This window comes from Archangium sp. (assembly GCF_057119385.1).
The window spans coordinates 1-25,375 of record NZ_DBNGVP010000111.1; the positions used below are offsets into that span (position 1 = coordinate 1).

The 25,375-nt window shown below is 69.2% G+C and carries 22 protein-coding genes, 2 tRNA genes and 1 pseudogene; 4 read left to right on the forward strand and 21 right to left on the reverse strand.

Translation table 11 applies throughout. The features are described from left to right. Window positions 1-259, forward strand: a pseudogene (locus AC16DP_RS26435) (hypothetical protein); the annotation flags it as partial. 240 nt (window positions 260-499) lie between these two features. Here the strand turns inward: AC16DP_RS26435 and AC16DP_RS26440 are convergent. From AC16DP_RS26440 to AC16DP_RS26485, 10 genes are all read right to left on the reverse strand, one after another. After that, window positions 500-573 (reverse strand) — tRNA-Arg (locus AC16DP_RS26440). Window positions 574-605: 32 nt separating this feature from the next. Beyond that, window positions 606-679: transfer RNA gene (locus tag AC16DP_RS26445), tRNA-Pro, on the reverse strand. Between the two features lie 64 nt (window positions 680-743). After that, the gene (gene rdgB, locus AC16DP_RS26450) at window positions 744-1,352 is read right to left on the reverse strand and encodes an RdgB/HAM1 family non-canonical purine NTP pyrophosphatase (protein ID WP_329734010.1); all 609 of its coding nucleotides are present in this window, start codon (window positions 1,350-1,352) and stop codon (window positions 744-746) included. Continuing rightward, entirely contained in the window at window positions 1,349-2,065 is a 717-nt protein-coding gene (gene rph / locus AC16DP_RS26455; protein ID WP_329734011.1) for a ribonuclease PH, read from the reverse strand. Before rph ends, rdgB begins: the two co-directional genes overlap by 4 nt. Before the next feature lie 82 nt (window positions 2,066-2,147). Further along, on the reverse strand, window positions 2,148-2,954 hold the full coding sequence (locus tag AC16DP_RS26460; protein ID WP_329734012.1) for an N-acetylmuramoyl-L-alanine amidase family protein: 807 nt from the start codon (window positions 2,952-2,954) through the stop codon (window positions 2,148-2,150). 59 nt (window positions 2,955-3,013) lie between these two features. Next, entirely contained in the window at window positions 3,014-4,066 is a 1,053-nt protein-coding gene (selD, locus tag AC16DP_RS26465) for a selenide, water dikinase SelD (RefSeq protein WP_329734013.1), read from the reverse strand. 10 nt (window positions 4,067-4,076) lie between these two features. After that, entirely contained in the window at window positions 4,077-5,027 is a 951-nt protein-coding gene (locus AC16DP_RS26470; RefSeq protein ID WP_329734014.1) for a DUF4388 domain-containing protein, read from the reverse strand. Between the two features lie 102 nt (window positions 5,028-5,129). Then, window positions 5,130-5,843, reverse strand: a complete 714-nt coding sequence (locus tag AC16DP_RS26475; RefSeq protein WP_329734015.1) for a hypothetical protein — start codon at window positions 5,841-5,843, stop codon at window positions 5,130-5,132. Then, entirely contained in the window at window positions 5,840-6,619 is a 780-nt protein-coding gene (locus tag AC16DP_RS26480) for an outer membrane protein assembly factor BamD (RefSeq protein ID WP_329734016.1), read from the reverse strand. The genes AC16DP_RS26475 and AC16DP_RS26480 overlap by 4 nt, the downstream gene beginning before the upstream one ends. Window positions 6,620-6,634: 15 nt before the next feature. After that, window positions 6,635-7,141: a regulatory protein RecX gene (locus tag AC16DP_RS26485; RefSeq protein WP_329734017.1), complete on the reverse strand. Its 507-nt coding sequence runs from the start codon at window positions 7,139-7,141 to the stop codon at window positions 6,635-6,637. Between the two features lie 34 nt (window positions 7,142-7,175). Between AC16DP_RS26485 and AC16DP_RS26490 the strand changes: the two genes are divergently transcribed. Next, the gene (locus AC16DP_RS26490; protein WP_329734018.1) at window positions 7,176-7,916 is read left to right on the forward strand and encodes a hypothetical protein; all 741 of its coding nucleotides are present in this window, start codon (window positions 7,176-7,178) and stop codon (window positions 7,914-7,916) included. 186 nt (window positions 7,917-8,102) lie between these two features. On the opposite strand, the gene ftsH is transcribed toward AC16DP_RS26490, so the two are convergent. The 5 genes from ftsH to AC16DP_RS26515 all read right to left on the reverse strand — a co-directional run bounded on the left by ftsH (window position 8,103) and on the right by AC16DP_RS26515 (window position 14,791). After that, window positions 8,103-9,944, reverse strand: a complete 1,842-nt coding sequence (gene ftsH, locus AC16DP_RS26495) for an ATP-dependent zinc metalloprotease FtsH (protein WP_329734019.1) — start codon at window positions 9,942-9,944, stop codon at window positions 8,103-8,105. 152 nt (window positions 9,945-10,096) lie between these two features. After that, the gene (locus AC16DP_RS26500) at window positions 10,097-11,476 is read right to left on the reverse strand and encodes a type IV pilus twitching motility protein PilT (protein ID WP_329734020.1); all 1,380 of its coding nucleotides are present in this window, start codon (window positions 11,474-11,476) and stop codon (window positions 10,097-10,099) included. Window positions 11,477-11,627: 151 nt separating this feature from the next. Further along, window positions 11,628-12,029, reverse strand: coding sequence for a 30S ribosomal protein S9 (rpsI, locus tag AC16DP_RS26505; protein WP_047856232.1), 402 nt, complete (start codon window positions 12,027-12,029; stop codon window positions 11,628-11,630). A 51-nt stretch (window positions 12,030-12,080) separates the two neighbouring features. After that, on the reverse strand, window positions 12,081-12,527 hold the full coding sequence (rplM, locus tag AC16DP_RS26510) for a 50S ribosomal protein L13 (protein ID WP_329734021.1): 447 nt from the start codon (window positions 12,525-12,527) through the stop codon (window positions 12,081-12,083). 143 nt (window positions 12,528-12,670) lie between these two features. Beyond that, complete coding sequence (locus AC16DP_RS26515; RefSeq protein ID WP_483956882.1) at window positions 12,671-14,791, reverse strand: ATP-dependent helicase; 2,121 nt, start codon at window positions 14,789-14,791, stop codon at window positions 12,671-12,673. Between the two features lie 34 nt (window positions 14,792-14,825). Here AC16DP_RS26515 and AC16DP_RS26520 point away from each other — a divergent pair, with 34 nt between their 5' ends. Together AC16DP_RS26520 and AC16DP_RS26525 are read left to right on the forward strand one after the other, a co-directional pair. Beyond that, complete coding sequence (locus tag AC16DP_RS26520) at window positions 14,826-15,446, forward strand: hypothetical protein (protein ID WP_329734023.1); 621 nt, start codon at window positions 14,826-14,828, stop codon at window positions 15,444-15,446. Beyond that, a complete protein-coding gene (locus AC16DP_RS26525; RefSeq protein WP_483956883.1) occupies window positions 15,440-15,934 on the forward strand; it encodes a caib/baif family protein in 495 nt (164 codons plus the stop codon). Before AC16DP_RS26520 ends, AC16DP_RS26525 begins: the two co-directional genes overlap by 7 nt. A gap of 18 nt (window positions 15,935-15,952) precedes the next feature. On the opposite strand, the gene AC16DP_RS26530 is transcribed toward AC16DP_RS26525, so the two are convergent. The 6 genes from AC16DP_RS26530 to AC16DP_RS26555 all read right to left on the reverse strand — a co-directional run bounded on the left by AC16DP_RS26530 (window position 15,953) and on the right by AC16DP_RS26555 (window position 25,366). Continuing rightward, window positions 15,953-17,140, reverse strand: coding sequence for a class I SAM-dependent rRNA methyltransferase (locus tag AC16DP_RS26530; protein WP_329734025.1), 1,188 nt, complete (start codon window positions 17,138-17,140; stop codon window positions 15,953-15,955). A gap of 8 nt (window positions 17,141-17,148) precedes the next feature. Beyond that, a complete protein-coding gene (locus AC16DP_RS26535; RefSeq protein ID WP_329734026.1) occupies window positions 17,149-18,345 on the reverse strand; it encodes a metallopeptidase family protein in 1,197 nt (398 codons plus the stop codon). Between the two features lie 163 nt (window positions 18,346-18,508). After that, entirely contained in the window at window positions 18,509-23,020 is a 4,512-nt protein-coding gene (locus tag AC16DP_RS26540) for a PilC/PilY family type IV pilus protein (protein ID WP_329734027.1), read from the reverse strand. 11 nt (window positions 23,021-23,031) lie between these two features. Next, window positions 23,032-23,529, reverse strand: a complete 498-nt coding sequence (locus tag AC16DP_RS26545; RefSeq protein WP_329734028.1) for a hypothetical protein — start codon at window positions 23,527-23,529, stop codon at window positions 23,032-23,034. A 5-nt stretch (window positions 23,530-23,534) separates the two neighbouring features. Beyond that, window positions 23,535-24,740, reverse strand: a complete 1,206-nt coding sequence (locus AC16DP_RS26550; RefSeq protein WP_329734029.1) for a prepilin-type cleavage/methylation domain-containing protein — start codon at window positions 24,738-24,740, stop codon at window positions 23,535-23,537. An 8-nt stretch (window positions 24,741-24,748) separates the two neighbouring features. After that, window positions 24,749-25,366, reverse strand: coding sequence for a prepilin cleavage protein (locus AC16DP_RS26555; protein ID WP_329734030.1), 618 nt, complete (start codon window positions 25,364-25,366; stop codon window positions 24,749-24,751). Window positions 25,367-25,375: the final 9 nt, after the last annotated feature.

The window sequence follows — 25,375 nt, forward strand, 5'->3', positions numbered from 1 at the left end:
ATTCCCGAAGAGCCGCCTGCGCGAAGCCATCGACGAGCACGCGGTGCCCGCCATTGGCGCGTACCTGGGGGAGGTGCTGGTGCGCAACCTGGGCGGCCGGTGGATTCCGCGCCAGAAGCTCGAGGAGGCCCAGGTCCTCGTGGGCAACCGCGTGTGGCTTCCCTTCGTCCGGGCCCGCAACTACATGCGCTCGCGGCAGTCGCTCCTGGACTGCTCCCTCACCTGGCTCTACCGCGTGGCCGAGCGGCACCGGGGCTGAAGGGCGAAACGACACGGTGCTTGCGGCCTTGCTTCACAGGCTCCCACGGTTTGGCCCCCTGCGGGAATGTCACATTGCCGGGCGTGATAGTGCGCTGACGCCCGGCGTCCCATGAACAGGAATCAGCGCTTCCTGGTGACCATCAACATGCGGCATCCATGCTGCAAGGGCCCGCGCGACAACAAGAAGGGGCTGGAACCAGCGGGGAGACTCCCCAACGATTCCAGCCCCTTGAAAGCTCGCGCCAGGCGGGACTCGAACCCACGACCCTCGGCTTAGAAGGCCGATGCTCTATCCAGCTGAGCTACTGGCACGCAATCCACTCCGTTACCGCGGTACCGCTGTATCGGGGCGAGAGGATTTGAACCTCCGACCCCCTGCGCCCAAGGCAGGTGCGCTACCAGGCTGCGCTACGCCCCGATGAAGTTCAACATTGTTGAACCATCCGGAACGGACGCGCAAGGCAAACGTACCTGACGCCTGCTCACCCCCCAACAGGCTGCCCGCCCACCATCGCCCGGAGATGCGGCAGCATCCTCTGGAAGGCGACACCCCGGTGCGAGAGGGCCGCCTTCTCCTCGGCCGTCAGCTCCGCCATCGTCTTGCCGCCCGGCAGGAGGAAGACCGGATCGTAGCCGAAGCCGTGGGAGCCCCGGGGCTCGTGACCGATGCGGCCCTCGCAGCGGCCCAGCTCGAAGACGGCGGGCCCTCCCCCCGGCTGCACCAGGCAGAGCGCGCACACGAAGGCAGCGGTGCGCTGGTCGTCCGGCACGCCCGACAGCTCGGCGAGCAGCTTCTGGTAGCGCGCCTTGTCGTCGCCCTCGGCATAACGCGCGGAGTGCACGCCGGGACGGCCTCCCAGTGCGTCCACGCACAGCCCCGAGTCGTCCGCCAGCGCCGGCAGGCCGCTGGCCGCGGAGTAGGCGCGGGCCTTGAGCTCGGCGTTCTCCTCGAAGGTGGCGCCGGTCTCCTCGGGCTCGGGGATGGGCGGCAGGTCCTTGAGGGAGACCACCTCCACGGCGTCCCCCACGAGGCCGCGCAGCTCGCGCAGCTTGCCCTGGTTGCCCGTGGCGAAGAGCAGCCGGGGCTTCATGCGCCGAGCACCTTCTGCTGGGCCTCGGTGAGCTGGCGGATGGCGGCCAGGCCCGCGTCCAGCATGGCGTCCATCGTCTTGCGGTCGAAGAGCTGGTGCTCGGCGGTGCCCTGCACCTCGACGATGCGGCCGTCGCCGGTGGCCACCAGGTTCAGGTCCACGTCGGCGGTGGAGTCCTCGTCGTAGTCGAGGTCCACCCGCACCTCGCCCTTCACCACGCCCACGGACACCGCGGCGATGGGGGTGAGCTTGGGCATGCGCGGCATCACTCCGGCCTTGTGCAGCTTGCGCATCGCGAGCACCAGGGCCACGTAGGCGCCGGTGATGGAGGCCGTGCGGGTGCCGCCATCGGCCTGGAGGACGTCACAGTCCAGGGTGAAGGTGCGCACGCCCAGGCCCGGCAGGTCCACCGCGGCGCGCATGGAGCGGCCGATGAGCCGCTGAATCTCCAGCGTGCGCCCGGTCTGCTTGCCCTTGGCGGCCTCACGCTGCGTGCGGGTGTGCGTGGAGCGCGGGAGCATGCCGTACTCGGCCGTCACCCAGCCGGAGCCCTTGCCCATCAGGTGGGGCGGCACCTTCTCCTCCACCGAGCAGGTGACGAGCACGCGGGTATCGCCGAACTCCACCTGGGTGGAGCCCTCGGCGTGACGGGTGATACCAGGGGTGAGGGTAACGGGGCGCATGTCCAGCGCCCCACGGTTGAAGGACCGCATGGGAAGGCTCCTCGGCAAGGGAAATGGGGCGCCTCTCTAGCAGACGAGCCACCCCGCTGTCCGTCGCGAGTGCGCTCCTCTGTCAGGGAGTCGCGGGAGCCGCCACCTTCGCGGGCTTGGGCGAATCGCGCCGGCGCACCTCGGCCAGGAAGGCCTTCACGCCCTCGGTGATGGCGGTGGCGAGCCGCTCCTGGTACTCGGCGCGGGCCAGCCGGCTCCCCTCGTCCGGGTGCGAGATGTAGCCAATCTCCACGAGGACGGCCGGGGCCTCGACACCGTTGAGCACGTAGAAGGGCGCCTGCAGCACCCCCCGGTCCGCCCCCCCCGTGGCCGAGATGAGCTTCTGGTGGATGGCGTACGCCAGGCGCGAGGAGTCCTGGTGCGCCTCGGTGCGCGCGAGGTCATGGAGGATGAAGGCCAGCGTGGAGTCACCCCGTCCGCCCCGCGACGCCGGGGCCTCGGCGTTCTCACGGTCCGCGGCCGCCCGGGCCGTGGCGTTGGAGGCGCTGGCCGAGAGGAAGTACGTCTCGATGCCCTGGACGCGCGCGCGCGTGCGCCGGGTGGGCATCGCGTTGCAGTGGATGGACACGAAGAGGTCCGGCCGCTGCTTGTTGGCGAACTCCACCCGCTCGGGCAGGGGCAGCGACTGGTCCTCCTCCCGCGTCATCAGCACCTGCGCGCCGATCTCCTCCAGATGATCCCTCACCCGCTTCGCCACCTGGAGCGACACGTCCTTCTCGAGCAGGCCCGTGGGGCTGGTGGCCCCCTCCTGGTCTCCACCGTGGCCCGGGTCCACCACGATGCGCGCGGGGCGCTCGGCCGCACGGGAGGAGGAAGGCAGGCACAGCAGGACGAGCACGCCGACGAGGGGGGGGAGGCGGAGTGTCATGGCCGGAGCCGATCGTAGAGGCGCGCCCGGTGGAGCGCCAGCGGCCGGCGGTACGGCCTTCAGCCGACGACTTCGATGCCGGGGCGGCCCTCGCCCACCTCGCCGATGAGGGCCACGTCCACACCGGCCTTCTCCAGCGCCCGGTAGGCCTTGGGCACGTCCTTCGCGGGCACCGAGGCCAGCAGGCCGCCGTTCGTCTGCGCGTCGGCGAGCACCCACTGGATGTCCTCGGGCAGACCCTTGGGGAAGCGCACCTTCTTGCCCACGTGGGCGAGGTTGGACTTCGTCCCGCCCGGCACCACACCCTGCTGCGCCAGCGCCGGCACCTCCGAGAGGATGGGGATGCGCTCCAGGTCCAGGAAGGCCTTCGCCTTGGCCCCCGTCATCATCTCCAGCAGGTGCCCCAGCAGGCCGTAGCCCGTCACGTCCGTGAGGGCGTTCACCTTGAACCGACCCGAGGCGAAGACCTCACCCGACTTCTTGTTGAGCTCCGACATCAGCGCCACCACGCGCTTCGTCAGCTCCTTGGACGCCACGCCGCGCTTGATGGCCGTGGTCGCGATGCCCGAGCCCAGGGGCTTGGTCAGCATCAGCACGTCGCCCGGCTTCGCCCCGGCGTTCGTCAGCACCTTCTTCGGGTGCACCTGGCCCGTCACCGCCAGCCCATACTTCGGCTCGGGGTCCTGGATGGAGTGCCCGCCCAGGATGGGGATGCCCGCCTCGTCCGCCTTCGCCTGGCCGCCCGCGAGAATCCGCGACAGCTCCTCCATGGGCCTGTCCTTCGGGAAGCCCACCAGGTTGAGCGCGAACAGGGGTCTGGCCCCCATGGCGTAGATGTCCGACAGCGCGTTCGCCGCGGCGATGGCCCCGAACTGGAACGGGTCGTCCACCACCGGCGGGAAGAAGTCCACCGTGCTCACCAGCGCCAGCCCGGGCGCCACTCGATACACGGCCGCGTCATCGTTGGTGTTGAAGCCCACCAGCGCCCTCGTATCCTTCGAAGTCTTCAGTTGGCGCAGGACCTGCGCCAGATCCGCGGGACGGATTTTCGCCGCTCAACCCGCGCAATTCGCCAGCTCGGTGAGCCGGCGCGGCTTCTGCTCTTCGGACACGGTAGGCCTCTTAACTGGCGCGCACGTAGTCGCGCTTGATGAGCTGCAACACCGCCTCGGCCGCCTGCACGTCGTCCTGCTCCGAGTGGTCCAGCACCCCACCCAGCGAGCCGTAGTTGTGCACCTGCTGCAGCACGTCCAGCAGCTCCGGCGTCAGCTCGCGCAGCGGCGCCGTCATCGGCTTGGACAGCGACAGCTGCGTGGCCATGGACGGCAGATCCTTCTGGATGCGCTTGTACTCGTCCAGCTGCCTCAGCGCGTCCATCAGCAGCGCCTCGGTGGACGAGTCCAGCTCCACCATGAACTCCTGGGGATCGGCCGGACGCAGCTCGAAGTCACCCTGCTCCCAGGTGACGATGCGGTTGAAGCTCTTCTGCGGGCCGAGGTTGTGGTTGTCGTCGATGACCGCGTAGTACACGCGGCCCTGGCGCAGGTAGATCTTCCCCTCGTGATCGTTGCTGACCGCCAGCACGCCGTTCTTCTTGGACGTGTGGAAGAGCTGCAGCAGGTCCGGCAGCGGAATCTCCTCGATCTTCCCCGTCATGGACGAGGCCTTCGTCGAGGTGCGCGCCGCCTGCACCGCCACTTCCTCCAGGCGCTGCTTGGCCACCACCTCGTCGACCTCGCCCGCGCCCACGCCCTGGAGGATCAGCTTCAGGATGGAGGTGCCGATGAGGATGCGGTCCCCCTCCTTGAGCGTGGCCTGCTTGACCTTCTCGCCGTTGACGAAGGTGCCGTTCGTCGAGCCCAGGTCCTCGATGGAGATCTGCCCGGCGCCGTTGACCACGATGCGCGCGTGCTTGCGCGACACCATGTCCTCGACGAGCACCATGTCCAGCTCGCTCGAGCGGCCGATGACGATCTGCTTCTCCGCCTTCAGCGGGAACTCACCACCCTGGTACTTGCCGGAGATGAACTTGAGCGCGTACGTCTTCGCCGGCGATCCGCTCGGAGTGCTCACGGTGCTACGACCTCGATGATGAGTGTGGCCATGGCCTTCAGCCTCCCGCCCACTGCCTCGTCCGTCCCACCCGGCTGAGCCTTGCTGCGAACGGCGCCTAGCCTACATGAGACCGGACGAAAACAAGAATTCCTCTTCGTGGCGAATGAGCGAGAACCGGCGCTGGCCCCTCTCGTCCACGGGCCGTGAAGGCGTCTGTCCCTCCAGGCGCCACGTCTCGGTGGCCACCGCCTCGTCCCGCTCCAGCCGCAGCCACCACGTCTCCGCCCGGTAGCGGCGCTTCTGGAGCTCCATCACCCGCTCCAGCTCCGCCTCCCCTCCCCCCGTGGACGACTCCAGGCCCGGTGCGAGCAGGGCCGCCAGGGCCCGGCGGTCTCCCGCCTCCAGCGCCCGGCGCCGGGACTCCAACGCCCGGACCACCGCCGCCAGCCGGGGCGCGGCCAGGGTCTCCGGCACCCACTCCCCCTCGCGGCGGACGAAGGGAACCCGCTCCACGCCCAGGGAGCTGATGGCCGTGCTGCCCAGCAGACCGTCGAAGTCCAGGGTCGCCCAGGCCACGGCGCGCTCGCCCCCGGGCTCCACGTTGACGGTGATGCGCGCGAAGTGATGCTTCTGGGACCGGAGCGGCTCCTCCACCCCGGGCAGCGTCAGCGACAGCCCGTCCCGCTCGGTGCTCTTCAGGGCGGTGATGATGTCCGCCTCGGGCCCGGCGGCCACGCCCAGGAGCCGGGGAACCAGGAGCACCGCCACGGCCGCGGCGGCCAGTACGGTGATGAGCACCCCGCCCAGCCGGCTCCAGTCCTCGGCGCTCCTCACGAGCCCATCATCCTCCGGGCCCGCTCGGCTGCGGGCGTCCCCGGCAGGCGCTCGATGACCCGCTGCAGCGTCTGCTTCGCCTGCTCGGGCTCGTTGAGCTTCACGTAGGCCTCGTGCAGATCGAACAGGGCCTTGTCCTCGACCGAAGTGCCCGGGTAGTTCTTCAACAGCCCCTCCAGCCGCTGCACCACGGCCTTCCAGCGCTCGCGCCTGGCGTAGAAGGAGGCCACGTACAGCTCGTGCTCGGCCAGCCGGCGGCGCGTGTCCTCGATGTTCTTCCTGGCCTCGGGGACGTACTGCGAGTTGGGGTACTGGCGGACGAAGTCATTCAGCGAGACGAGCGCCGCGCGGATCTCCGTCTGATCCTTCTCCGTCGAGGGAGGCAGGATGAAGAGATCCGAGGGGATGTCCGCGTAGTGGGAGAGGGCCGAGCGGTACGCGGCGTAGTCCACCTTGGGATGCGTGGGGTGGAGCTTGATGAAGGACTGGTACTTCTCGCGCGCCTCCGGGTACGTCTCCTGGGCGTAGGCGAGGTCCGCCAGCTTCAGCTCGGCCTCGTTGGCCACCTCGAGGTAGGGGTACTTGGTCCGGACGTGCTCGTAGTACCGCTCGGCCTGGAGGAAGTCCTTCCGCTCCAGGGCCTCGTCGCCCAGTTGGAGGTTGGTGGCGGCATCCGCGGCGTAGTCCGGATCCCCGGCCTGGCCGGAGGAGAGGGCCGCGCAACCGGCGGCGGTACACAGGAGGACAGTCAGGCAGGCAGCTCGAAGGAGACGCATGGGTAGGGAAGCAAGCTAATCGTCCGGACCCGAAGGTTCCAGCGCCGCGTCACCGAGTACCCGCTGGATGACGTCCTCGGAGAAGCCCCGGCTGAACAGGAGCCGGCCGGCCCGGGCATGCTCCTTGGGCCCCAGTTGCCGGCCGGACAGGCCCCGCTGCGCCAGCACCTGGCGCGCCGTGGCCTCCGCGTCGAACTCCACCGCGCCACGGGCCTCCGCCACCGCCTCGCTCGCCGCCTCGCGGCTCAGCCCGTGCGCCTCGAGCCGCTGCTGCACCGCCTGGGGGCCATATCTGCCCCGCTGGAGCAGCACCGCCGCCCGGTCCCGGGCGAAGCGCTCGTCATCGAGGTAGCCCCACCCCACCACCTGCTCCAGCGCCGCTTCGCGCACCGGCTCGGAGAAGCCCTTGCGCTCGAGGGCCGTCAGCAACTCGTGCCGGCTGCGGGCCCGCACGGCCAACAGCCGCAGGCACGCGTCCGTCGCACGTTTGACTTCCTCGGGGGTGACCGCGTCGGAGTCCATCGCCTGCTCTCTAGCATGTGGTAACAGGCGCGGCATGCACCCCCTGATTGCCCGCTATCTCAGCCCCGAAGCCGCCCGTGAGACGCTCGAGAAGGAGAAGAACGGAGAGCCGCTCGGGCCCGAGGAGCGGCTCTTCGCCCAGACCGCCACCGCCCACCCCGACAAGCGCAACGAGCTGATGGGAGGCAAGGGCAAGCGCCACCTGTCCTCGGACGCCGAGGCAGCGGTCGTCTTCCTGGCCGCCTATGCCGCCACCCGCGCCATCGCCGAGGACGCCGCGCTCAAGGATGCCACCCAGAAGGCCCGGGAGTCCCTCAAGGCCGAGGGCGCCACCGATGACGAGACGGATGCCTTCATCGCCGCCATCCTCCTGGAGGAGGCCTTCGGCTACGAGGAGGAGGTGGAGGCGTTCGACAGCTCGTTCGTCCAGGAGGCACTCGGCGAGGTGCCGTCCCTGGCGGCGCTGACCCGTGAGCAGGTGGATGCCCTCATCCTGAGCTTCGAGAAGGGGGCGCGGGACGAGGCGGAGCGCACCGTGCGCGCGCACATCTCGCGGGCCCTGGTGAACATCGCCTGGGGCGAGGGCCCCACCCCCATCAACCCCGAGCACATGGAGGCGCTCTACGAGTCCGAGATCGCCGACAAGCCCGAGGCCGAGATGGAGGCCGGACTGCGCGCCACCGTGGACTTCCTCCAGCTGCTGGCCAAGGAGGGTCTCGTCGGCACCCAGCGGCTCTCCCGGCTGCGGTCGCAGATTGGCGACGAGGAGGCGTAGCGTTCCCCAGTGCGCCCAATCTCCCCCCATTTCCCCTCTCCCCTCGGGAGAGGGACGGGGTGAGGGTATCGGGTGGACGCGGGTTGGATCCCCTACCCGCGCCTCACGGGTTGGAACACGGGGACAGATACCCTCACCCTGACCCTCTCCCGGAGGGAGAGGGGAAAGTGAGGACAGTGGGGAGTGTTACGCGGCATCCCTCACGGGTCCGGGGGTCGTCTCCTCCCCTAAGGCCACCAGCGCGGCCAGTTCCTCGCCCGACATCACCTCCCGGGCGAGCAACTGCGCCGCCCCCGCCCGGAGCAGCTCGATGTGCTCGCTGAGCACCCGCGTCACCCGCGCGTGCTGCGAATCCAAAATGCCTCGAATCTCCTGGTCGATACGCCGCGCCAGCTCCTCGCTGTAGTCGCCGCGTGGCTCCGGCAGGCCCGCGTCGTGAAGCGGCGAGCGGCGCTCCAGATCGAACGTCACCGGACCCAGCGAATCACTCATGCCGTATCCCTTCACCATGCTCCGGGCGATGTCCGTGGCCTTCAGCAGGTCATCCTGCGCTCCCGTCGACACCTCCCCGTACATCAGCTCCTCGGCCACCCGGCCTCCCAGCAGCACGGCGATGCGAGACTCCAGCTCGCTGCGTGTCATCAGGTAGCGGTCCTCGGTGGGCAGCTGCAGCGTGTACCCCAGTGCCCCGATTCCCCGGGGGATGATCGAGATCTTCTTCACCGACTGCCCCGCCGCGAGCAACGAGCCCGCCAGGGCATGCCCCATCTCGTGGTGGGCCACGCGCTCGCGCTCCGCGGAGGACAGCACGCGGGTCCGCCGCTCCGGACCGGCCACCACCCGCTCCACCGCATCCTCCAGCTCGGCGCGCCCCACCTGCTCCTTCTGCCGGCGCACCGCCAGCAGCACCGCCTCGTTGAGGATGTTGGCCAGGTCCGCGCCCACCGCCCCCACCGTCATCGCCGCCACGAACTCCAGGTCCTTCTCGTTCTCCAGCGGCATCTTGCGCGCGTGCACCTTCAGGATGGCCAGCCGCCCCGCCCTGTCCGGCCGATCCACCAGCACGTGCCGATCGAACCGCCCCGCGCGCAACAGCGCCGGATCCAAAATCTCCGCCCGGTTCGTCGCCGCCATCAGGATGACACCTGCTCGCGGATCGAACCCGTCCAGCTCCACCAGGAGCTGATTGAGCGTCTGCTCGCGCTCCTCGTGCGCGTTGGGCCCCGAGCCGCGCACCTTGCCCAGCGCATCCAGCTCGTCGATGAAGATGATGCACGGCGCCTTCTGCCGGGCCTGGGCGAACAGGTCGCGCACCCGCGCGGCGCCAATGCCCACGAACATCTCCACGAACTCCGAGCCGCTCAGGCTGAAGAACGGCACGTTGGCCTCGCCCGCCACCGCCTTCGCCAGCAGCGTCTTGCCCGTGCCCGGAGGCCCCACCAGCAGAATCCCGTTGGGAATCTTGCCCCCCATCCGGGTGAACCGCTCCGGGGCGCGCAGGAACTCGATGACCTCCTGCAGCTCCGCCCGGGCCTCGTCCACGCCCGCCACGTCGGAGAAGCGCACGGGGATGGACTGCTCCACGTACACCTTCGCCTTGCTGTGCCCCACCGACAGGTAGCCACCGCCCCCCCCGCCCGCCGGGGACTGCATGCGAATCATCAGCAACACGAGCCCCAGCGGCAGCACCCAGAGGCCCACCTGGACCCACGGATTGCCCGGCACCGTCCCCGTCACCTTCACCTGGTGCGCCACCAGCTCGCGCAGCAGGTCCGGATCCTCCACCCGGATGGCGGCGAAGGGCTTCGGCTCACCTCCGGGCTGCTCGGGCGCCAGCAGGCCGCTGACGCGCTCGGGCGAGACCGTCACCTCCTTCACCTTCCCCGCCGTCAGGGCCTCGCGGAACTCGGTGTACGACAGGGAGGCACGCTCCGAGTGGTCCAGCAGCTGGTAGCCCAGCGCCAGCAGCACCACGAACAGCGGGAGGTGCCACCATTGGCTGCGCACCACGGGGGGCTCGGGTTTCATCGTCGGTCTCTCCGTCCGGCTCGGGGCTCCAGGCCAGACGAAGAGCAAACGACGTTCCACCCACGGCCTCTCCCGCCCCTCTCGCGGCCCTCACCCGGGGGCCTGCAAGAGGTGCGGGGACGGCACCTGGGGCCGCAAGGATTGCGGCGGGACTAGAAGCGCTCGATCTGGAAGTCGTCGTCGGCCGCGGGAGCCTTCGGAGCCGCGGGAGCGGGCGCCGCAGCCGCGGGACGAGCCCCCACGGCCGGAACCCCCGGGCGGGACGCGGCGGCGGGAGCGGCGGGCACGCCCGGACGGGGCACGGAGGCCGGACCCGCCGGACGGGGCGCGGCGGCAGAGGGGGCCGCACGCGGAGCCGGCGTCGCGGCGGGCGCGGGCTGCTGGTTCTGCCCGAAGCTCGCCGAGCCCGGCACCGGCTTGGGGCCACCCCCATCGAAGTTGTCCCACTTCGAGTCCGAGGTGGCGCTGATGCCGGAGAAGCGCAGCGCGAAGTCGTCCGGGTTGGTGGCCTGCCGGTGGGCCTCCTCGTAGGTGACGAGCCCCTGCTTCACCAGCGACATCAGCGACTGGTCGAAGGTCTGCATCCCGTACGTGTCGAAGCCCTGCGAGATGGCGTCCGGAATCTCCTTCGTCCGGTCCTTGTCCTCGATGAGCTCCTTCACGCGGGCGGTGCAGCGCAGCACCTCCACGGCGGCCACGCGGCCCTTGCCGTCCGCGCGCGGAATCAGACGCTGGCTCACCACGGCCTTGAGCACGCTCGCCAGCTGGATGCGCACCTGCTTCTGCTGGTACGGCGGGAAGGCCGAGACGATGCGGTTGATGGTCTCCGTGGCGTCCAGCGTGTGCAGCGTGGACATCACCAGGTGGCCCGTCTCCGCCGCCGCGAGCGCCGTCTCAATGGTCTCGTGGTCACGCATTTCGCCCACGAGGATGACGTCCGGATCCTGCCGCAGCGCGCTCTTGAGCGCCTGGGCGAAGGACATCGTGTCCACGCCCACCTCGCGCTGGTTCACGATGGAGCGCTTGTCACGGATGAGGAACTCGATCGGATCCTCGATCGTCATGATGTGGTTCGTCTCGGTGGCGTTGATGTGATCGATCATCGCCGCGAGCGTGGTGGACTTACCCGAGCCCGTGGTGCCGGTGACGAGGATGAGGCCGCGCTCGTCCAGGCAGATCTTCTCCAGGATGGGCGGGAGCATCAGCTCCTTGATGGCCATCACCTTGGTGGGGATGACGCGCATCACCGCGCCGATGGTGCCGCGCTGCTGGAAGACGTTGACGCGGAAGCGGCCGAGCCCGGGCACGCCGTAGGCCAGGTCCACCTCGTTGCTCTGCTTGAACTTCTCCTTCTGGAACTCGTTCATGATGCCGAAGACCATGCGCGCCACCTCCTCGGGAGGCAGCCGCTTGCCGTCCTTCAGCGGGACGAGCGAGCCGTCGACACGGAACATGGGCGGCAGGCCCGCCTTGAGGTGGATGTCGGAGGCACCGCCGCGGAGCGCAATCTGGAGGATCTCGTTGAGTTCCATGGATGCGCCGATGGTAGCACGCCCAACAGTGCCGACGAGGGGGCCTGGACGCGGCCGCGCTCGCCTGCCCTGGCCCGCAAAGCACCACGGCGGAGGCTCCCGAAGGAACCCCCGCCGTGCGTGTACTCCAGCGAGACCGCGTGAGAACGGATTAGCGCTTGGAGAACTGGAACCGGCGACGCGCGCCCGGCTGGCCGTACTTCTTGCGCTCCACCGCGCGAGCATCACGCGTGAGGAACCCGGCCTTCTTCAGCGCGGGACGGAACTCGGGGTTGTAGTTGCACAGCGCACGGGACAGACCGTGGCGGATGGCGCCGGCCTGGCCGCTCAGACCGCCGCCGCGCACGTTGACCTCGATGTCGATCTTGCCCTTCTGCTCCAGCACGTCCAGCGGCTGGTTCAGGATCATCTTGGACGTCTCGCGGCCGAAGTACACGTTGATGTCGCGGCCGTTGACAATCACAACACCAGTGCCCGGGCGGATCCACACGCGCGCGGTGGCCTCCTTGCGGCGGCCGGTGCCATAGAAACCCTTCTCGGTGGCGGTAGCCATGTCGTCTCTTCTCTAAATAGGGTGCGGAAAGTGGGGAAGGTAGGACAGCGCTTACGCCTCGACCTCGCGCGTCGCGGGCTTCTGCGCGGCGTGCGGGTGGGTGTCACCGGCGTACACCTTGAGCTTCGTCATCATCTGACGGCCCAGGGCGTTGCGCGGCAGCATGCGGCGCACGGCGTTGAGGATGATGTCCTCGGGGTGCCGGGCGCGCAGCTTGGCCAGGTTGGTGCTCTTCAGCGCACCGGGGAAACCGGCGCGGGGGTGCCGGTAGTACATCTTGTCCTGCTCCTTCGTCCCCGTCACCTTCACCTTGTCGGCGTTGATGACGATGACGTGGTCACCCGTGTCGATGGACGGGGTGTACGTGGGCTTGTGCTTGCCCTTGAGCAGCGTGGCGATCTGGCTCGCCGCGCGGCCCAGCACCTTGCCGTTCACGTCGATGATGTGCCACTCGCGCTTGATATCCGCCTGCTTCGCGCTGTAGGTCCTCTGCGACATTGTTTGAACTCCAAAAGCATGGTTGGCGCCTGAAGCGCCTGTAGCCGTAGCAACCACGGGTCTGGCCCGTAAACTTCCAAGCCGGCCCGGAAAGGCCGACCGTCTTAGAGGGGGGCGGGGGGCAAGTCAAGGTCGCACTGCGTTCACCGTGCCCCACCCGGGGTTCCCGTCGCCGCGGGTGCCCCGGTTGTCGGGGGCCCCACGGCCGGTTTGCTCCCAGGGGCCACTCCCCCGCTCGTCCCCGGCGCCTTGAAGCGCTCCTTCAGGCTGGCGAAGAAGTTCTTCTCCTGCTCGGTCGGAGGGCCCTTGCGCGGTGCGTCAAGGTCCATCACCTCCACCAGCTCCGGGGGGATGTCCTCCAGGAAGCGCGAGGGGGTGCGCGGCACCTCCTTGCCCCGCTTCACCCGCATGGCGGAGCGCGTCAGGTAGAGGAGCTCCTTGGCGCGGGTAATCCCCACGTAGCAGAGGCGGCGCTCCTCCTCGAGGTTCTGCGCCTCGCCCTGCATGCCCTTGTGGGGCATCAGCTCCTCCTCCATGCCGATGAAGAAGACCACCCGGTACTCCAGGCCCTTGGAGGCATGGAGGGTCATCAGGGTGACGGCCTTGTGGGCGCCGGGCACCTCCTCCTCTTCCTGGCGGGTGTCGAGGCTGAGCCGGTTGAGGTAGGTGAGCAGGCTGGCCTTCGGGCCCTCGCGCTTCTCGAAGGACTCCAGGGAGTTGATGACCTGGTCGATGGACTTGAGCTTCCGGTCCGCGCTGGCCTGCGAGGTGGTGAGCGACTTCGCGTCGTCCTTGTAGCCGATCTCCTCCAGCAGCTTGCGCGTCACCTCGGCCAGCTTGCCGGTCTCGTAGCTCTGCCGGTAGCGCTCCACCAGCTGGAGGAAGTCCTTCACCTTCTCGGCGGCGCCCTTGGGCAGGTCCTCGTAGCGCTCGGCGCGCTCCATGGCACCCCAGAGCGTCACGCTGTCGCGCCGCGCGTGCGCCACCAGCCGCTCCATGGTGACGTCGCCAATGCCCCGCGCCGGCACGTTGATGATGCGCAGCAGCGCCGTCTCGTCCCGCGGGTTGGCGATCAGCTTGAAGTACGCGATGACGTCCTTCACCTCGCGCCGGTCGAAGAACTCGCTGCCCGACACCACCTCGTAGCGGATGCCCTTCTCGCGCAGCATCTCCTCGATGGGGCGCGCCTGGCCGTTGACCCGGTAGAGGATGGCGATCTCATCCGCCGGAATCCCTCCGGCCAGCAGCCGGGAGATCTCCGTGGCCACGTACCGGGCCTCCTCCTCCTCCGTGGGCGCCGACACCACCTTGATGCGCTCGCCGCCCTTGCGGTCGGACCACATCTTCTTGGCCTTGCGCTCGGGGTTCTTGGCGATCACCGCGTTGGCCGCGTCCAGCACCACCTGCGTGGAGCGGTAGTTCTGCTCCAGCCGCACCTCCTTGGCCCCGGCGAAGTACGAGTCGAAGCTCAGGATGTTGCGCACCTCGGCGCCGCGCCAGCTGTAGATGCACTGGTCGTCGTCCCCCACCACGCACACGTTGCGCGTCTCGCCGCTGGCCAGCAGCGTCAACAGATCGATCTGGGCCTGGTTGGTGTCCTGGAACTCGTCCACCAGGATGTAGCGGAAGCGCTGGGTGTACTTGTGCCGCAGGTCCTCGTGCTCGCGCAGCAGCCGCGAGGGGAGGATCAGCAAGTCATCGAAGTCCACCGAGCCCTGCGCCTTGAGCGCGAGCTGGTAGGCCTCGTAGACCATGTGGGCGATGAGATCATAGTCGTCCCCCATCCCCTCCCCGAGCGGCTCGGGCGTCTTGCCGGCGTTCTTCGCCTTGGAGATGAGGGTGAGCACCTTGCGGGCATCGAAGGTGCGGTCGTCGATGCGCCGCTCGCGCATGGCCCGCTTGATGATGGCGGCCTGGTCGCCCTGGTCCGCGATGGTGAACTTCTTGGGCCAGCCCAGCCGGTAGATGTCCTCGCGGAGCATCTCCGCGCCGAAGGCATGGAAGGTGCACACCAGCACGTTCTGGGCCCGGGGGCCCGCCATGTGCACCAGCCGCTCCTTCATCTCCGTGGCGGCCTTGTTGGTGAAGGTGACCGCCAGGATGTTGCGGGCCAGCAGGCCACCCGGCCGCTTGTCGAGCAGGTGGACGATGCGGTGGGTGATGACGCGAGTCTTGCCGCTGCCAGCGCCCGCCAACACCAGGAGGGGGCCCTCGGTGGTGAGCACGGCTTCGCGCTGAGGGGGGTTGAGCTTCGAGAGGTCCATTGCGCGCGGCCCGGGGATACCCTTTGATTCTCCCGTGCGCGACTATTCTTTTCTCCAGCGGCTCTTTCTCCTCGCGCTCGTCGCGAGCGCGGCCTGCACGGATGGTGGAAAAAAGACACCGGGAGACGCGGACAGCCCGGCCGCCAACACCCCGGCGGCCTTCCCCTGCGCCCACTTCGAGGACCTGCGGGCCTTCCTCCCGGAGCACCTGGAGGGCCTGCAGCGCTCCCAGGAGGGGGGCTCCACCGGCAGGTACGGAGAGGTGTCCGTCAGCGAGGTGGAACGCAGCTTCACCCGCGGTGAGGAGCGGGAAGTGAAGGTGCGCATCGTGGACACCTCCCTGGGCATGAAGCTGGGGCAGGCCATCCGGGCGGCGGCGGACGAGGGAAGGGAGCGGGCCACGAATGATCCCACCGCCCCCATCTTCTGGAAGGACAAGGAGGCGGTGGGCTTCGTACGCTACGACGCGTCCACCACGCTGGCCGAGGCGAGCCTGCTGGTGGGCAACCGGTACGTGGTGGCGGTGAGCAGCCGGGGATACCCGGGCACGGTGGAGGTGCGCCGGGTGGCACAGGACATCGACCTCGAGGGGCTGGCGCGGTTGCACCAGGCCCCGGCGGAACGGACCGCCAAGAGAAAGGAGCTTCCGTGGTGAAGGACAAAGGGTCGCGGGTGAACGTACCGGAGGTGCTCGAGCGGGAGGCCCAGGCGCGCCAGGAAGTCGGGCGCATGGGCAAGCGCGAGTTCCTCGAGCAGTACCAGCGGCTCGCCAAGATGTACACGGCGGACCCGGGCAACCCCGGCTCCTACGCGTGCGAGGGCTGTGAGCGCTGCGCCAACTGCATGTTCTGCAAGGACTGCGACAGCTGCTACCAGTGCACCCACTGCACCCGCTGCGAGCTGTGCAACAACTGCTCGCACTGCGTGGACTGCAAGCAGTGCCACAACTGCGCCTACTGCGTGCAGAGCGAGAACTGCACCAGCAGCGCCTACCTGGTGCTGTGCCGCAACATGTCCGACAGCAACTACTGCTTCGGCAGCGTGGGCCTCTCCAAGAAGGACTTCCACATCCTCAACGTCCCCTTCCCCCGCACCGAGTACTTCAAGCAGGTGAAGCGGCTGCGCGAGGAGATGGGCATCTGACCCACGCCCCTCCGGGCGCTACAGCAGCACGCGGACGAAGAAGGCCTTGAGGTACTCGGTCTCCGGCAGGCCGCCCAGTACCGGGTGGTCCAGGCCCGCGCCCCGGCGCTCGAGAATCTGCACGGGCCGCTTCGCGTCCGAGGCGGCCGAGAGCACCATCTCCTCGAAGGCCTCGCGCGTCAGCTTGCCGGAGCACGAGCACGTGACGAGCAGGCCCTCGGGGCGCAGGCACTTGAGGGCACGCAGGTTGAGCTCGTGGTAGGCGCGCAGCGCGGTGGCCAGGCCCTCGCGGCGCTTGGCCAGCCCCGGAGGATCCACCACCACCGTGTCGAAGCGGCGGCCGGACTCGGAGAAGCGGCGCAGCACGTCGAAGGCGTTGGCGTTCTCCACCGTGACGTGGGTGCGCCCATTGCGCGCGGCGTTCGCCCGGGCCCGCTCGGAGGCCTTCGGGTCCTGCTCCACCGCCAGCACCGAGTCGCAGCTCCGGCTGAGCGCCAGCGCGAAGCCCCCGTGGTAGCTGAACAGGTCCAACCCCTCGCCCCGGGCCAGCTCGCCCGCGCGCACGTGGTTGTCCACCTGGTCCAGGAAGGCCCCCGTCTTCATGTCCCCCAGCAGGTCCACCTCGAAGAGGTTCTCCCCCTCGTGGTAGCTGAAGCGCGCCTCGCCCTGCCCGTGCAGCAGCTTCACCTCGCGCGTGAGGCCCTCGAAGTCACGGCCCGAGGCATCGTCCCGGCACACCACGTGCGTGGCCCCGGTGAGCTCCGCCAGCGTGCGCGCCACCCACTCCTTGCGCACGTCCATGCCCTCGGAGAGCGTCTGCAGCGACAGGCCCGCCCCATAGCGGTCCACGAAGAGGCCGGGCAGCAGGTCCGCCTCGCCGTGCACCAGGCGCACGCCGTCCCGCTGGCGCAGCGGCGCGCGCCTCGCGAGCGACAGCTCCAGGCGGTGGCGCAGGAAGGCCTCGTCCACCTTCTCCTCGGCGGGGCCCTTGCGGGTGAGCAGCCGCAGCGCCAGCGGCGAGCGCTGCGCGTAGAAGGCCTGGCCCACGGGGTTGCCCTGCGGGTCCACTACCGGCACCACGGCGCCACGCTCCTGCGTCTGGGGCGGCTCCAACAGCTCGGTGCGGTACAGCCAGGGGTGGCCCTTGCGCAGGGCCTTGGCCCCCTTGAGGCTCACGCGGGCGGTGGGGGGGGTTGGGCGAGCCATGTCTCGTGTCACTCCAGGCCGCGAGCGGCCAGTTCCTGATCGTCCTCGCCCCGAAGGTGCCCCACTTCGTGGAGCAGCGTTACCTTTATCTGCTCGCGCAGCTCCTCCCGGGTGCGCACCGCCCGGGCCAGGTTGAGGCGGTAGAGGGCCACCGAGCGGCAGGGCGTCTCCGAGCCGTCACAGGGCTCGTTCAGCGGCGGGCCCCGGAAGAGGCCCAGGATGGCGGGAGACAGGGGCGGCTCCCCGGAGAGCAGATCCTCCTCCGCGGGCAGCTCCTCGGCGCGTACCGGCACCCCGGTCAGGTCCTTGCGCATGTCCTCGGGCAGGGCCGCCACCGCGCGGGCCACCTCCTCGCGGAACTCGGCCTCGGTGGGCGTGGGGGGCGCGGGGAAGTCCTCCGGCGAGAGGGCCCGCGCCTTGTCGAAGTGCTCCTTCGCCTGCTTCCACTTCCCCTCGCGCTCCAGCAGCAGCCCGAGGTGGTAGTGCGCGTGCGCCCCGCGCTGCGGATCATTCCGCAGCGTGCCGAAGGCGGCCCGGGCCTCGGCGAAACGGCACAGCTCGAAGAGGGCCAGGGCCTTCTCGTAGGCGGCCTCGCGGTTGTCCGGCTCGCGCGCCAGGACGAGCTGGGCGCGCTGGAGGGCCTCGGCGGCCTGCCCCAGGTCATTGAGCGCCATGGCGGCCACCAGCGCGAAGCGGGGCAGCAACTCCGGCGCCGCGTCGGCCTGGGAGAGCCCGCGCTCGGCGTAGAGGGCCCCCAGCTCGTCGTACTCGCGGTTGGAGGGCAGTTGCACGGCATAGAGGTGCGCCGCGCCGAGCAGCGCGTCCGGCTGGCCCGGATCGATCGCCAGGGCCCGGGCATAGGCCACCTGGGCCTCGGCCGTGCGTTGGAGGGCGGCCAGCGCCTCGCCCCGCGCCGAGTGGGCGGCGGCCGAGTCCGGCTCCAGCGCCGAGGCCTGGGCCGCGCACGAGAGGGCCTCCGGGTACTTGCCGCTGTCGAGGTAGTCCAGCGCCGCGCTGAGGGGACTGGCGCCCTTCGCGCGGCACGGAGGAAGGGGCTCGGGCACGGGGGCCGCCGCGGGCACGGGCGCTGGCGCCGAGGCGACCGGGGCACCCCCCGCGTCGGGAACGGCCGGAGCGGACGGAGACGTCCACTGACAGGAGCCGAGGAAGAGGAAGCAGAGGGCGAACGGACCGCGCCGGAACATGGGGGAGCGAAGGCTACGGCATCACCCGCGGCACGGGAAGTTGCCAGCTGCCCGCCCGCCCGGCCTCCCTGGCCTCCCTGGCCTCCACCCCCGCAAACGGCGGGGCCCGCCATCGCCGCGCGGCGAGGACGGGCCCCGGTGGGACACCTGGCTCGGCTCCGGCCTACAGGCCCGAGGGGAGGCAGGCGCCCTGGCCGCCACTGGCGTCGTGCCGGCAGGCATGCAGCGACTGCGACACCGGCAGCTCGTAGATGTACTGCAGCACGTCCCGGTCACCCGACACCTGCACGCCGGTGGCCTGCGCCTTGCCAGGCTCGAAGAAGTTGACGCCGTAGACCACCTGGCCCGTCTTCGAGATCTGGATGCTCATGGCCGGCTCCGGAGGCGGCGCCAGCACGGAGCGGTTCTGGAAGCGCGCGAAGGTGGTGCCGTTGAGGAAGCCCGCCGCGCAGTTGGGCGCACCCGTGACGAAGTCCGCCTGGAAGAGCCGGGCCAGGTTGGCGTTGGAGCCGGCGCAGGCTCCGGCCGAGGACGGGCCGGGGTACATGGAGTTCCACATGGTGCAGCTGGAGAGCACCGCCGCGCCGCTGGCCGTCTTGTGGGGCAGCCCGTCGTACTCGTAGAACCAGCCGTAGCCATCCGCGCTCGCCAGCACCTTCGCCGGGCACGTCTTGCCCGCGGCGCACTTGCAGTTGCCCGTGGCATCGCACTCCACGTTCGTCACGTTGACCAGGTCACCCGTGGTGGTGGTGGCAGTGCCGGTGTCGGTCAGCCGCCGCTGATCGTAGTCCCAGGCCTTGTTCTTCGAGCTGCTCGCGGAGTTCTCGTCGAACATGCGCGCCGCCGTGCCGCCATAGGCCCAGATGCCGTAGAAGCGGTTCTTGCCGAGCGTGCTCGGGGTGGAGGACGAGCCCAGGTCCAGGTCGTTCATGTTCAGCGTGTTGCCCGGCACACTCACCCGGCAGTCGAACGTGCCCGCCGAGTCCTGGCCGCACAGCGCCTTGGTGCGGGCGAACTCGTAGTTCACCTTGCTCCCGCCGGAGGGCGCCGGGCAGGAGTTGGCGTAGCGGGACTCGTACTCGGCCGTGATGAAGTCCGTATCACCCACCGCACCGCAGAAATCGGAGGTGCTCGTCGACTCCGAGGAGAAGGGCCGGTATTGGGCCGACGTGTAGGCGCGGTCCGCCCACTGGTTGCCCAGCCGCTGATAGTCCGTGCCACGCACCATCTTGTAGGTGGACAGCGTGTCGCCGCACCCCAGCTTGGAGCAGGCCTGCGGGTTGTCAAAGCGGCAGGTGCCGGCGCCATTGTCCAGCAGCTGGTAGCGGTTGCCCGAGCCGACGAAGGCGCGCAGGGCGCGGTTCTCCGGCTGCATCGCCAGCGACGTCAGGTAGTAGAAGGGCGCGCGGCCGCGGATGCTCGCCTCACCGCCTCCGCCCTCCCCCTTGCTGTCCATGGTGAAGGAGCGCGCACCACTCCAGTTGGAGATGAGCTTCGTGGTGGCATCGCGCACACCCGCCTCGTGGAAGCGCAGCGTCCACAGCTGGCCGCCCAGGTCCCCCACCACCGCGGTGTCGAAGAAGCCGTCGAAGCGCACCTTGGTGTTGGAGCCGTAGTCCGCCAGCGCCACGGGCGCCGCGAAGCCATACGTCAGGTACTTGCGCGCATCCGTCTTGTCCTTGAACTGCTCCGAGTACTCCCACTTCCACAGCAGGTTGTCGCGGCGATCCGGCACGGTGCCGTTCCACACGTCCACCATGTAGATGCCACGCCCCTTCTCGTTGGCGGGAGACCAGCCACCCGACAGCATCGCCACCCAGCGCTCGGAGCTCAGAATCTTCGGGTCCTCGTGGCGCGACAGGCCCGTCGCGGACTGCAGCAGCACGGGACCGATGGGCGGCGGCTTGGGGCTCAGGCTCATCAGCGTCTTGCCGAAGCGCAGCGCCTCGTCCGTGCACGGCTGCGGGAACATCCAGCGGAAGCTCGGCGCCGTCTTCGCGGTGGTGGCCAGCGTGGCGGCTCCATCCCACTGGAGCTCCAGCGCGAAGTAGTGCGTGCCACCCCGGCCCTCGGCCACCACGGCCACCGTGTGGTACTCCTCCATCTGCTTCTTGCCGTCGTTGTTGTCGTCCGCCCAGATGTCGCGGACCATGATGTCGCCGTCCACGTAGTAGGCGTGGCCCTGCAGCATGTCCTGCAGCCGCGACAGCAGATCCGCCGGGATGAAGGCCCACCTCTCCTGGCCTCCGCCCGCCGAGGTGCTGGGGTACGTCACCTCGCAGTTGGTGTCCTCCTGGCCCTGGCCGTCGCTGAAGGCGTGCAGCATGCCGTCATTGGCGCCCACCAGGATGAGGCGCTCGCGCTTGCGGTTGACGAAGTGCCAGGCGTCGTAGGCGTCCTTCTGCACCGGCGTGGAGATGTTGCACGCGGTGGCCTGCGAGTACCGGGCCAGCTCCGTGGACTCCACGCCCGTGCGAGCCTTGGTGGCGAAGAGCGTGCTCACGCACTGGTTGCTGATGCCGATGTCGCACAGGAACTTGTCCACCGGCGGATCCACCACCACCGGCGAGGAGTGGAAGATGTCGCCCAGCACGGACAGGCGCGTCTCCTCACGGTCGTTGTCGGAGTCCTCGTCGAACAGATCCTGCCCGCGCACGTACTGCATGACGAGCGCCGCGCACAGCAGATCATACGCGTCCTGCGTCGTCGGGTTGGCCGGAATCCCCACCAGCCCCTGCTTCGTCATCATCGACACGGCCGTCGTGAGGTCCACCGTGGCCGTCAGCTTCATCTTCTCGAGGATGAGACCCGGCTTGTAGGTGGTGAGCACGCCGGTGGGGCACAGGGGCGCGCCGCCCACGGCCAGGTACTGGCGCAGCTTGCTCATGTTGGCGAGGGAGAACTCGACCACCTGGTCCTTCTCCGTCATCAGCCCGTCCTTCGAGCCGCCGCCGTTGTTGTCCGTCACCGTCCAGATCTTGCGGTTCTTGTGGCCCATCTCCCGCAGCTTGGCGTTGGCCTCCCAGAACTCCTCGGCCTTGGCGCCGAAGACGGGCGTGCCGCCGGTGGTGGACACCACCTTGCGGTACTCGACCGCGGAGTCCTCGGCGACGAGCGAGCCCGCCTTGTCCACGAGCAGGACATCGGCGCGGTCCCCGTCACCGTTCTTGTCCATGTCCTCGACGAACTCGTTGAACTGCTCGAAGCGGTAGAGCTTGCCCGTCCAGGCGCCGTTCTTGGCCGGCATCATGCGCGGGATGATGGCCGTGGCCGACACGCTCTGCGTCTGCAGGGTGTTGACGGCCGCGGAGGAGAAGGCGGTGTTGCGCGTGTTGATGTCATCCAGGATGGCGAGCATGACGCGCTTGAGCTCGCTGGTGCTGCGGGCCGGGAAGAACTTGCCGCCGCCCCACCGCGCCGTCTCCTGCAGCAGCTTGCTGTCCTCCACGTCCTCGGAGAAGCCGATGGTGTAGGTGGCCACGCGCTGCTGGCCATTCATGTCGAAGCGCAGATCCTTGTCCCACAGCATCCGCGCCACCTTGTGCAGGTTGCTGGTGGAGCAGCCCTCGCAGGGCGTCGTCGTGTCATTGGCGATGGCGGCCGGCATCTTGACCACCTTGCCCTCCGAGGAGGGCTCGCCATCCGTCAGCATGATGACGGCGTTGAAGCCGCACTCGAAGCACACCCCATCCGTCGCGGAGTAGTTGCTGCTCGACGGGGGAGTGCCACCCAGGTAGGTGGCGTAGGGCGTGGGCGAGCCCTTGGACTGGAAGTAGAAACCGGCCGCGTAGAGCGCGTCGGCGAGCGGGGTGTTGCAGCCGTCCCAACCCAGGCCGTTGTTGTTGTTGGTGTTGACGTTGGTCAGGTCGTTGAGGACCGAGTTGCGGTTGTTCTCCACCGAGCTGCTGTCCAACGGATAGGACTTGGCGCAGGTGGGGCCCATGGGCTGCTGGATGCAGAGGCACTGGTTGCTGGTGCCCTCCTTGGGGCCCCAGCACGTCCTGGCGGCGCGGGTCTGGAAGCCCATCACGCCGAAGCGCACCTCGCGCAGGTCGCGGATGACGTCCGCCAGCACCTTCACGGCACCCGAGTCACGCGGCGCGTAGAAGTTGAGGAAGTTGCCCTTCACCCGCCGGGTGCTGCTGTCGTGGATGTAGTAGCCCCGGGTATCCAGGCAGCTGCGGCACGTGCTCTGGTCCGTGCCGTTGATGCCCGAGATGGACGAGCACGCGCTGCTCACGTCCGTCCAGGTGTTGGTGTTCTGCGGGGCGTTGCCGAAGATGACGCCGTACCCCTTGGTCGGGGCCTCGTAGTACCTGGCGTTGGCGAACCAGTTGTCGGACTGGGTGCTGAGGCCCGTCCACAGCCGGGGGTACTGCTCGGAGTGGGTGTACCCCAACCCGTTGAGGAACGAGTCCGAGCAGCCCCTGGTGCCAGGCCAGGTCTTCGGCCACGAGTGCATCGAGCTGGACGTGTCGATGACGAAGAGGATGTTGGGAGGCCCCCCCGGGCGCGAGAAGAACTTCTCGTCGCTGCCCTTGGGCGGGTTCATCAGCGCGTCCAGACGGGACGTGGTGGGCAGGCAGCAGGCCGCTTGATCAATGGCGGACGCGGTGTCCGCCCGGAGCAGCACCACCAGGATGGCAACGAGGCTGAGCGTCAACTTGCGGAACATGGCGCCTTTCCTCACAGGCCGTAACGGAAGAGGAATTCGACTTCGGACTCGCGACCACCGCTCTCCTGGCACTTGACCACCACGCGGTAGTACTTGCCGCCCAGGGTGCCGCCAGAGTCGGTCACGGTATTGGCGATGTCACGGGCCTGCTTCGTCGCCTCGCCCATGGCCACCGCGTTGACGGCCACCACCGTGTTCACGGCGTCATCCGAGCCGTAGTGACCCGTCTTCATCTTCGAGCGCGCGCTCGGATCCGGATCATCGATGAGGCGGGTGTCGAGCACCTGCAGCTCCGTGGTGGCCCGGAACAGCTTCAGGCGCGAGAGCAGATGGCGGCGCGCCGCGTCCGCGCAGGCGCCCACCTTGTCACCGCGCAGCTTCTCGACGGTGGCCTCGCGGTTGTAGTTGGTGAACTGGATGGCGCCCCCCACCAGAACCATCAGCACGGCGATGGCGATGAGGGTCAACATCAGGGCGTTGCCGCGGGGAGCCCTCGTCCTGAGCTGCATGATGGTCAGCCTCCCCACACGTTGGAACCGGAGGGGTGGAGAGCCCCCACCGGCGGGTTGAAACCGGAGCGCGACAGCAGGTTCGGCACGCGCACGGTCGTGGTCATGTTGGTCCGGTAGTAGCCATCCGGCAGCGAAAACTCCCCGGAGTCCTCCAGGTCCTCCCGCACGAAGCCCCGGCGCCCGTTGGGCTCGGCCGTCGCCGAGCGCACCGAGATGGCCACGCGCACCGCGCGGATGTTGGCCGGGTGGTTGGCGTAGCGGATGGCGGCATCGTAGGGATCGCTGTACTTGGGCTCCGGCTGGAGCGGATCGCGCTGCGGCGGGTGGCGATTCGAGTCCGCGCTGTTCACGTCCCCGAGGATCCAGTTGGGCTCGTCGGAGGCGACGTCCACCGGCGGGAGCTCCGCGTTGGGTCCCTCCTGCGGCGGCCGGTTCATGAGGTAGGCCACCTGGAAGGACTCCACGTCCGCGGCCAGCGGGACGGCGGTGTCCATGTTCAGCTCATCCAGGCCCTGGAAGGCCATGAGGAACGGACGGCCCCCCAGGTCCATGATGCGCAGGCGCACCTCGTGCAGCAGCATGATGTAGGGGGCGTCCAGCTCCCCCACCTTGGCCAGGCACGTGTCGTCCTGGGTGGTGGAGGACAGCTTCGTGTCCACCGTGAAGTTGGCGGAGGCGCCCGCGTTGCTGGCCACTCCCCCCGCGTTGACCTTCAGCACCAGGTACTTCTTGCCGTTGTTGCACGAGACGAGGAGGCGCTGGCCCTTGGCCAGATCCACTCCGAACGAGGAGCCCGGCTCCAACTGGACGCCGGCCGCCCCCAGGAACTGCCCCCGGCGCAGGTAGGCCGCGTCCCGGTAGCGGAAGGCCAGGTCATCGGTGACGGACTTGGGCGCGCCGTGGGCGAACACGAGGGTGTGGTTGGACTTGGTCTCCCCGGGCAGCCCCCCGGGGTTGAAGTCGAACGCGAAGCGCGGATCGATGCCGTAACCCGCCAGACGCACCCGCTGCTCGACGAACTGCGTCGCCGTGCGCACCCCCTCCACCGCCACCTTGATGCGCGACTCGGTCTGGTAGGAGCCCTGGACGCCCGCGAAGGACACGGCCACCGCGGCCAGGATGATGGTGGTCGTCACCGTGCCCACCATCAGCTCGAGCAGCGTGACACCGCGCGGCGCGAGGGCCTGGGAGTTTCTCGAGGGGATCATGGAACCCATCAGATCTCGACGTAGGTTTCGTTGCCGAACGGGCCCGAGTCGTAGAACCCGAAGTTCTGACGCACGAAGCGGCGCTTGCCCATCTCCACCCAGGATACCACGACCGTCACCTGGTTGACGGTCACGCCCGTGGCCTCGTCCAGCGTGTCGACGACGACGAGGACGCGCCGGAAGTGGCTCATGTCCGAGGCGGCGTAGCTGGGCAGCACGCGCAGGGTGGGCAGCGCCACCTGCTCGTAGGCATCCAGGTCGAAGATGCAGCGCACCCGCCACTGGTCGTCGTCGCCGGGCGTGAGGTTATCCAGGCCGCCGGTGAGCGCGCGCACCTCGTCGGTCGCGTTGCAGCGCTGGCCCGCCAGCAGGCCGGGACGCTCCGCCGTGCCGATCACCCGGGCCCAGCCCAGCGTGTCCAGCGCCACGCGCACCTGCGAGGCGATGCCCGAGGCGCGGGTGGCGTGGTTGGCCATCATGTTCTGCCGGCTGGCCACCATGATGCCCTGGAAGACGCCCACCATGCCGATGAGCAGCACCACGGAAGCAGTCATCCCCTCGATGAGGGACACACCCCGGCGGGCGTGACGGTTGCGGCGGACGGGGCGGCGGGAAGTGGAGTCCACGGCAGTACC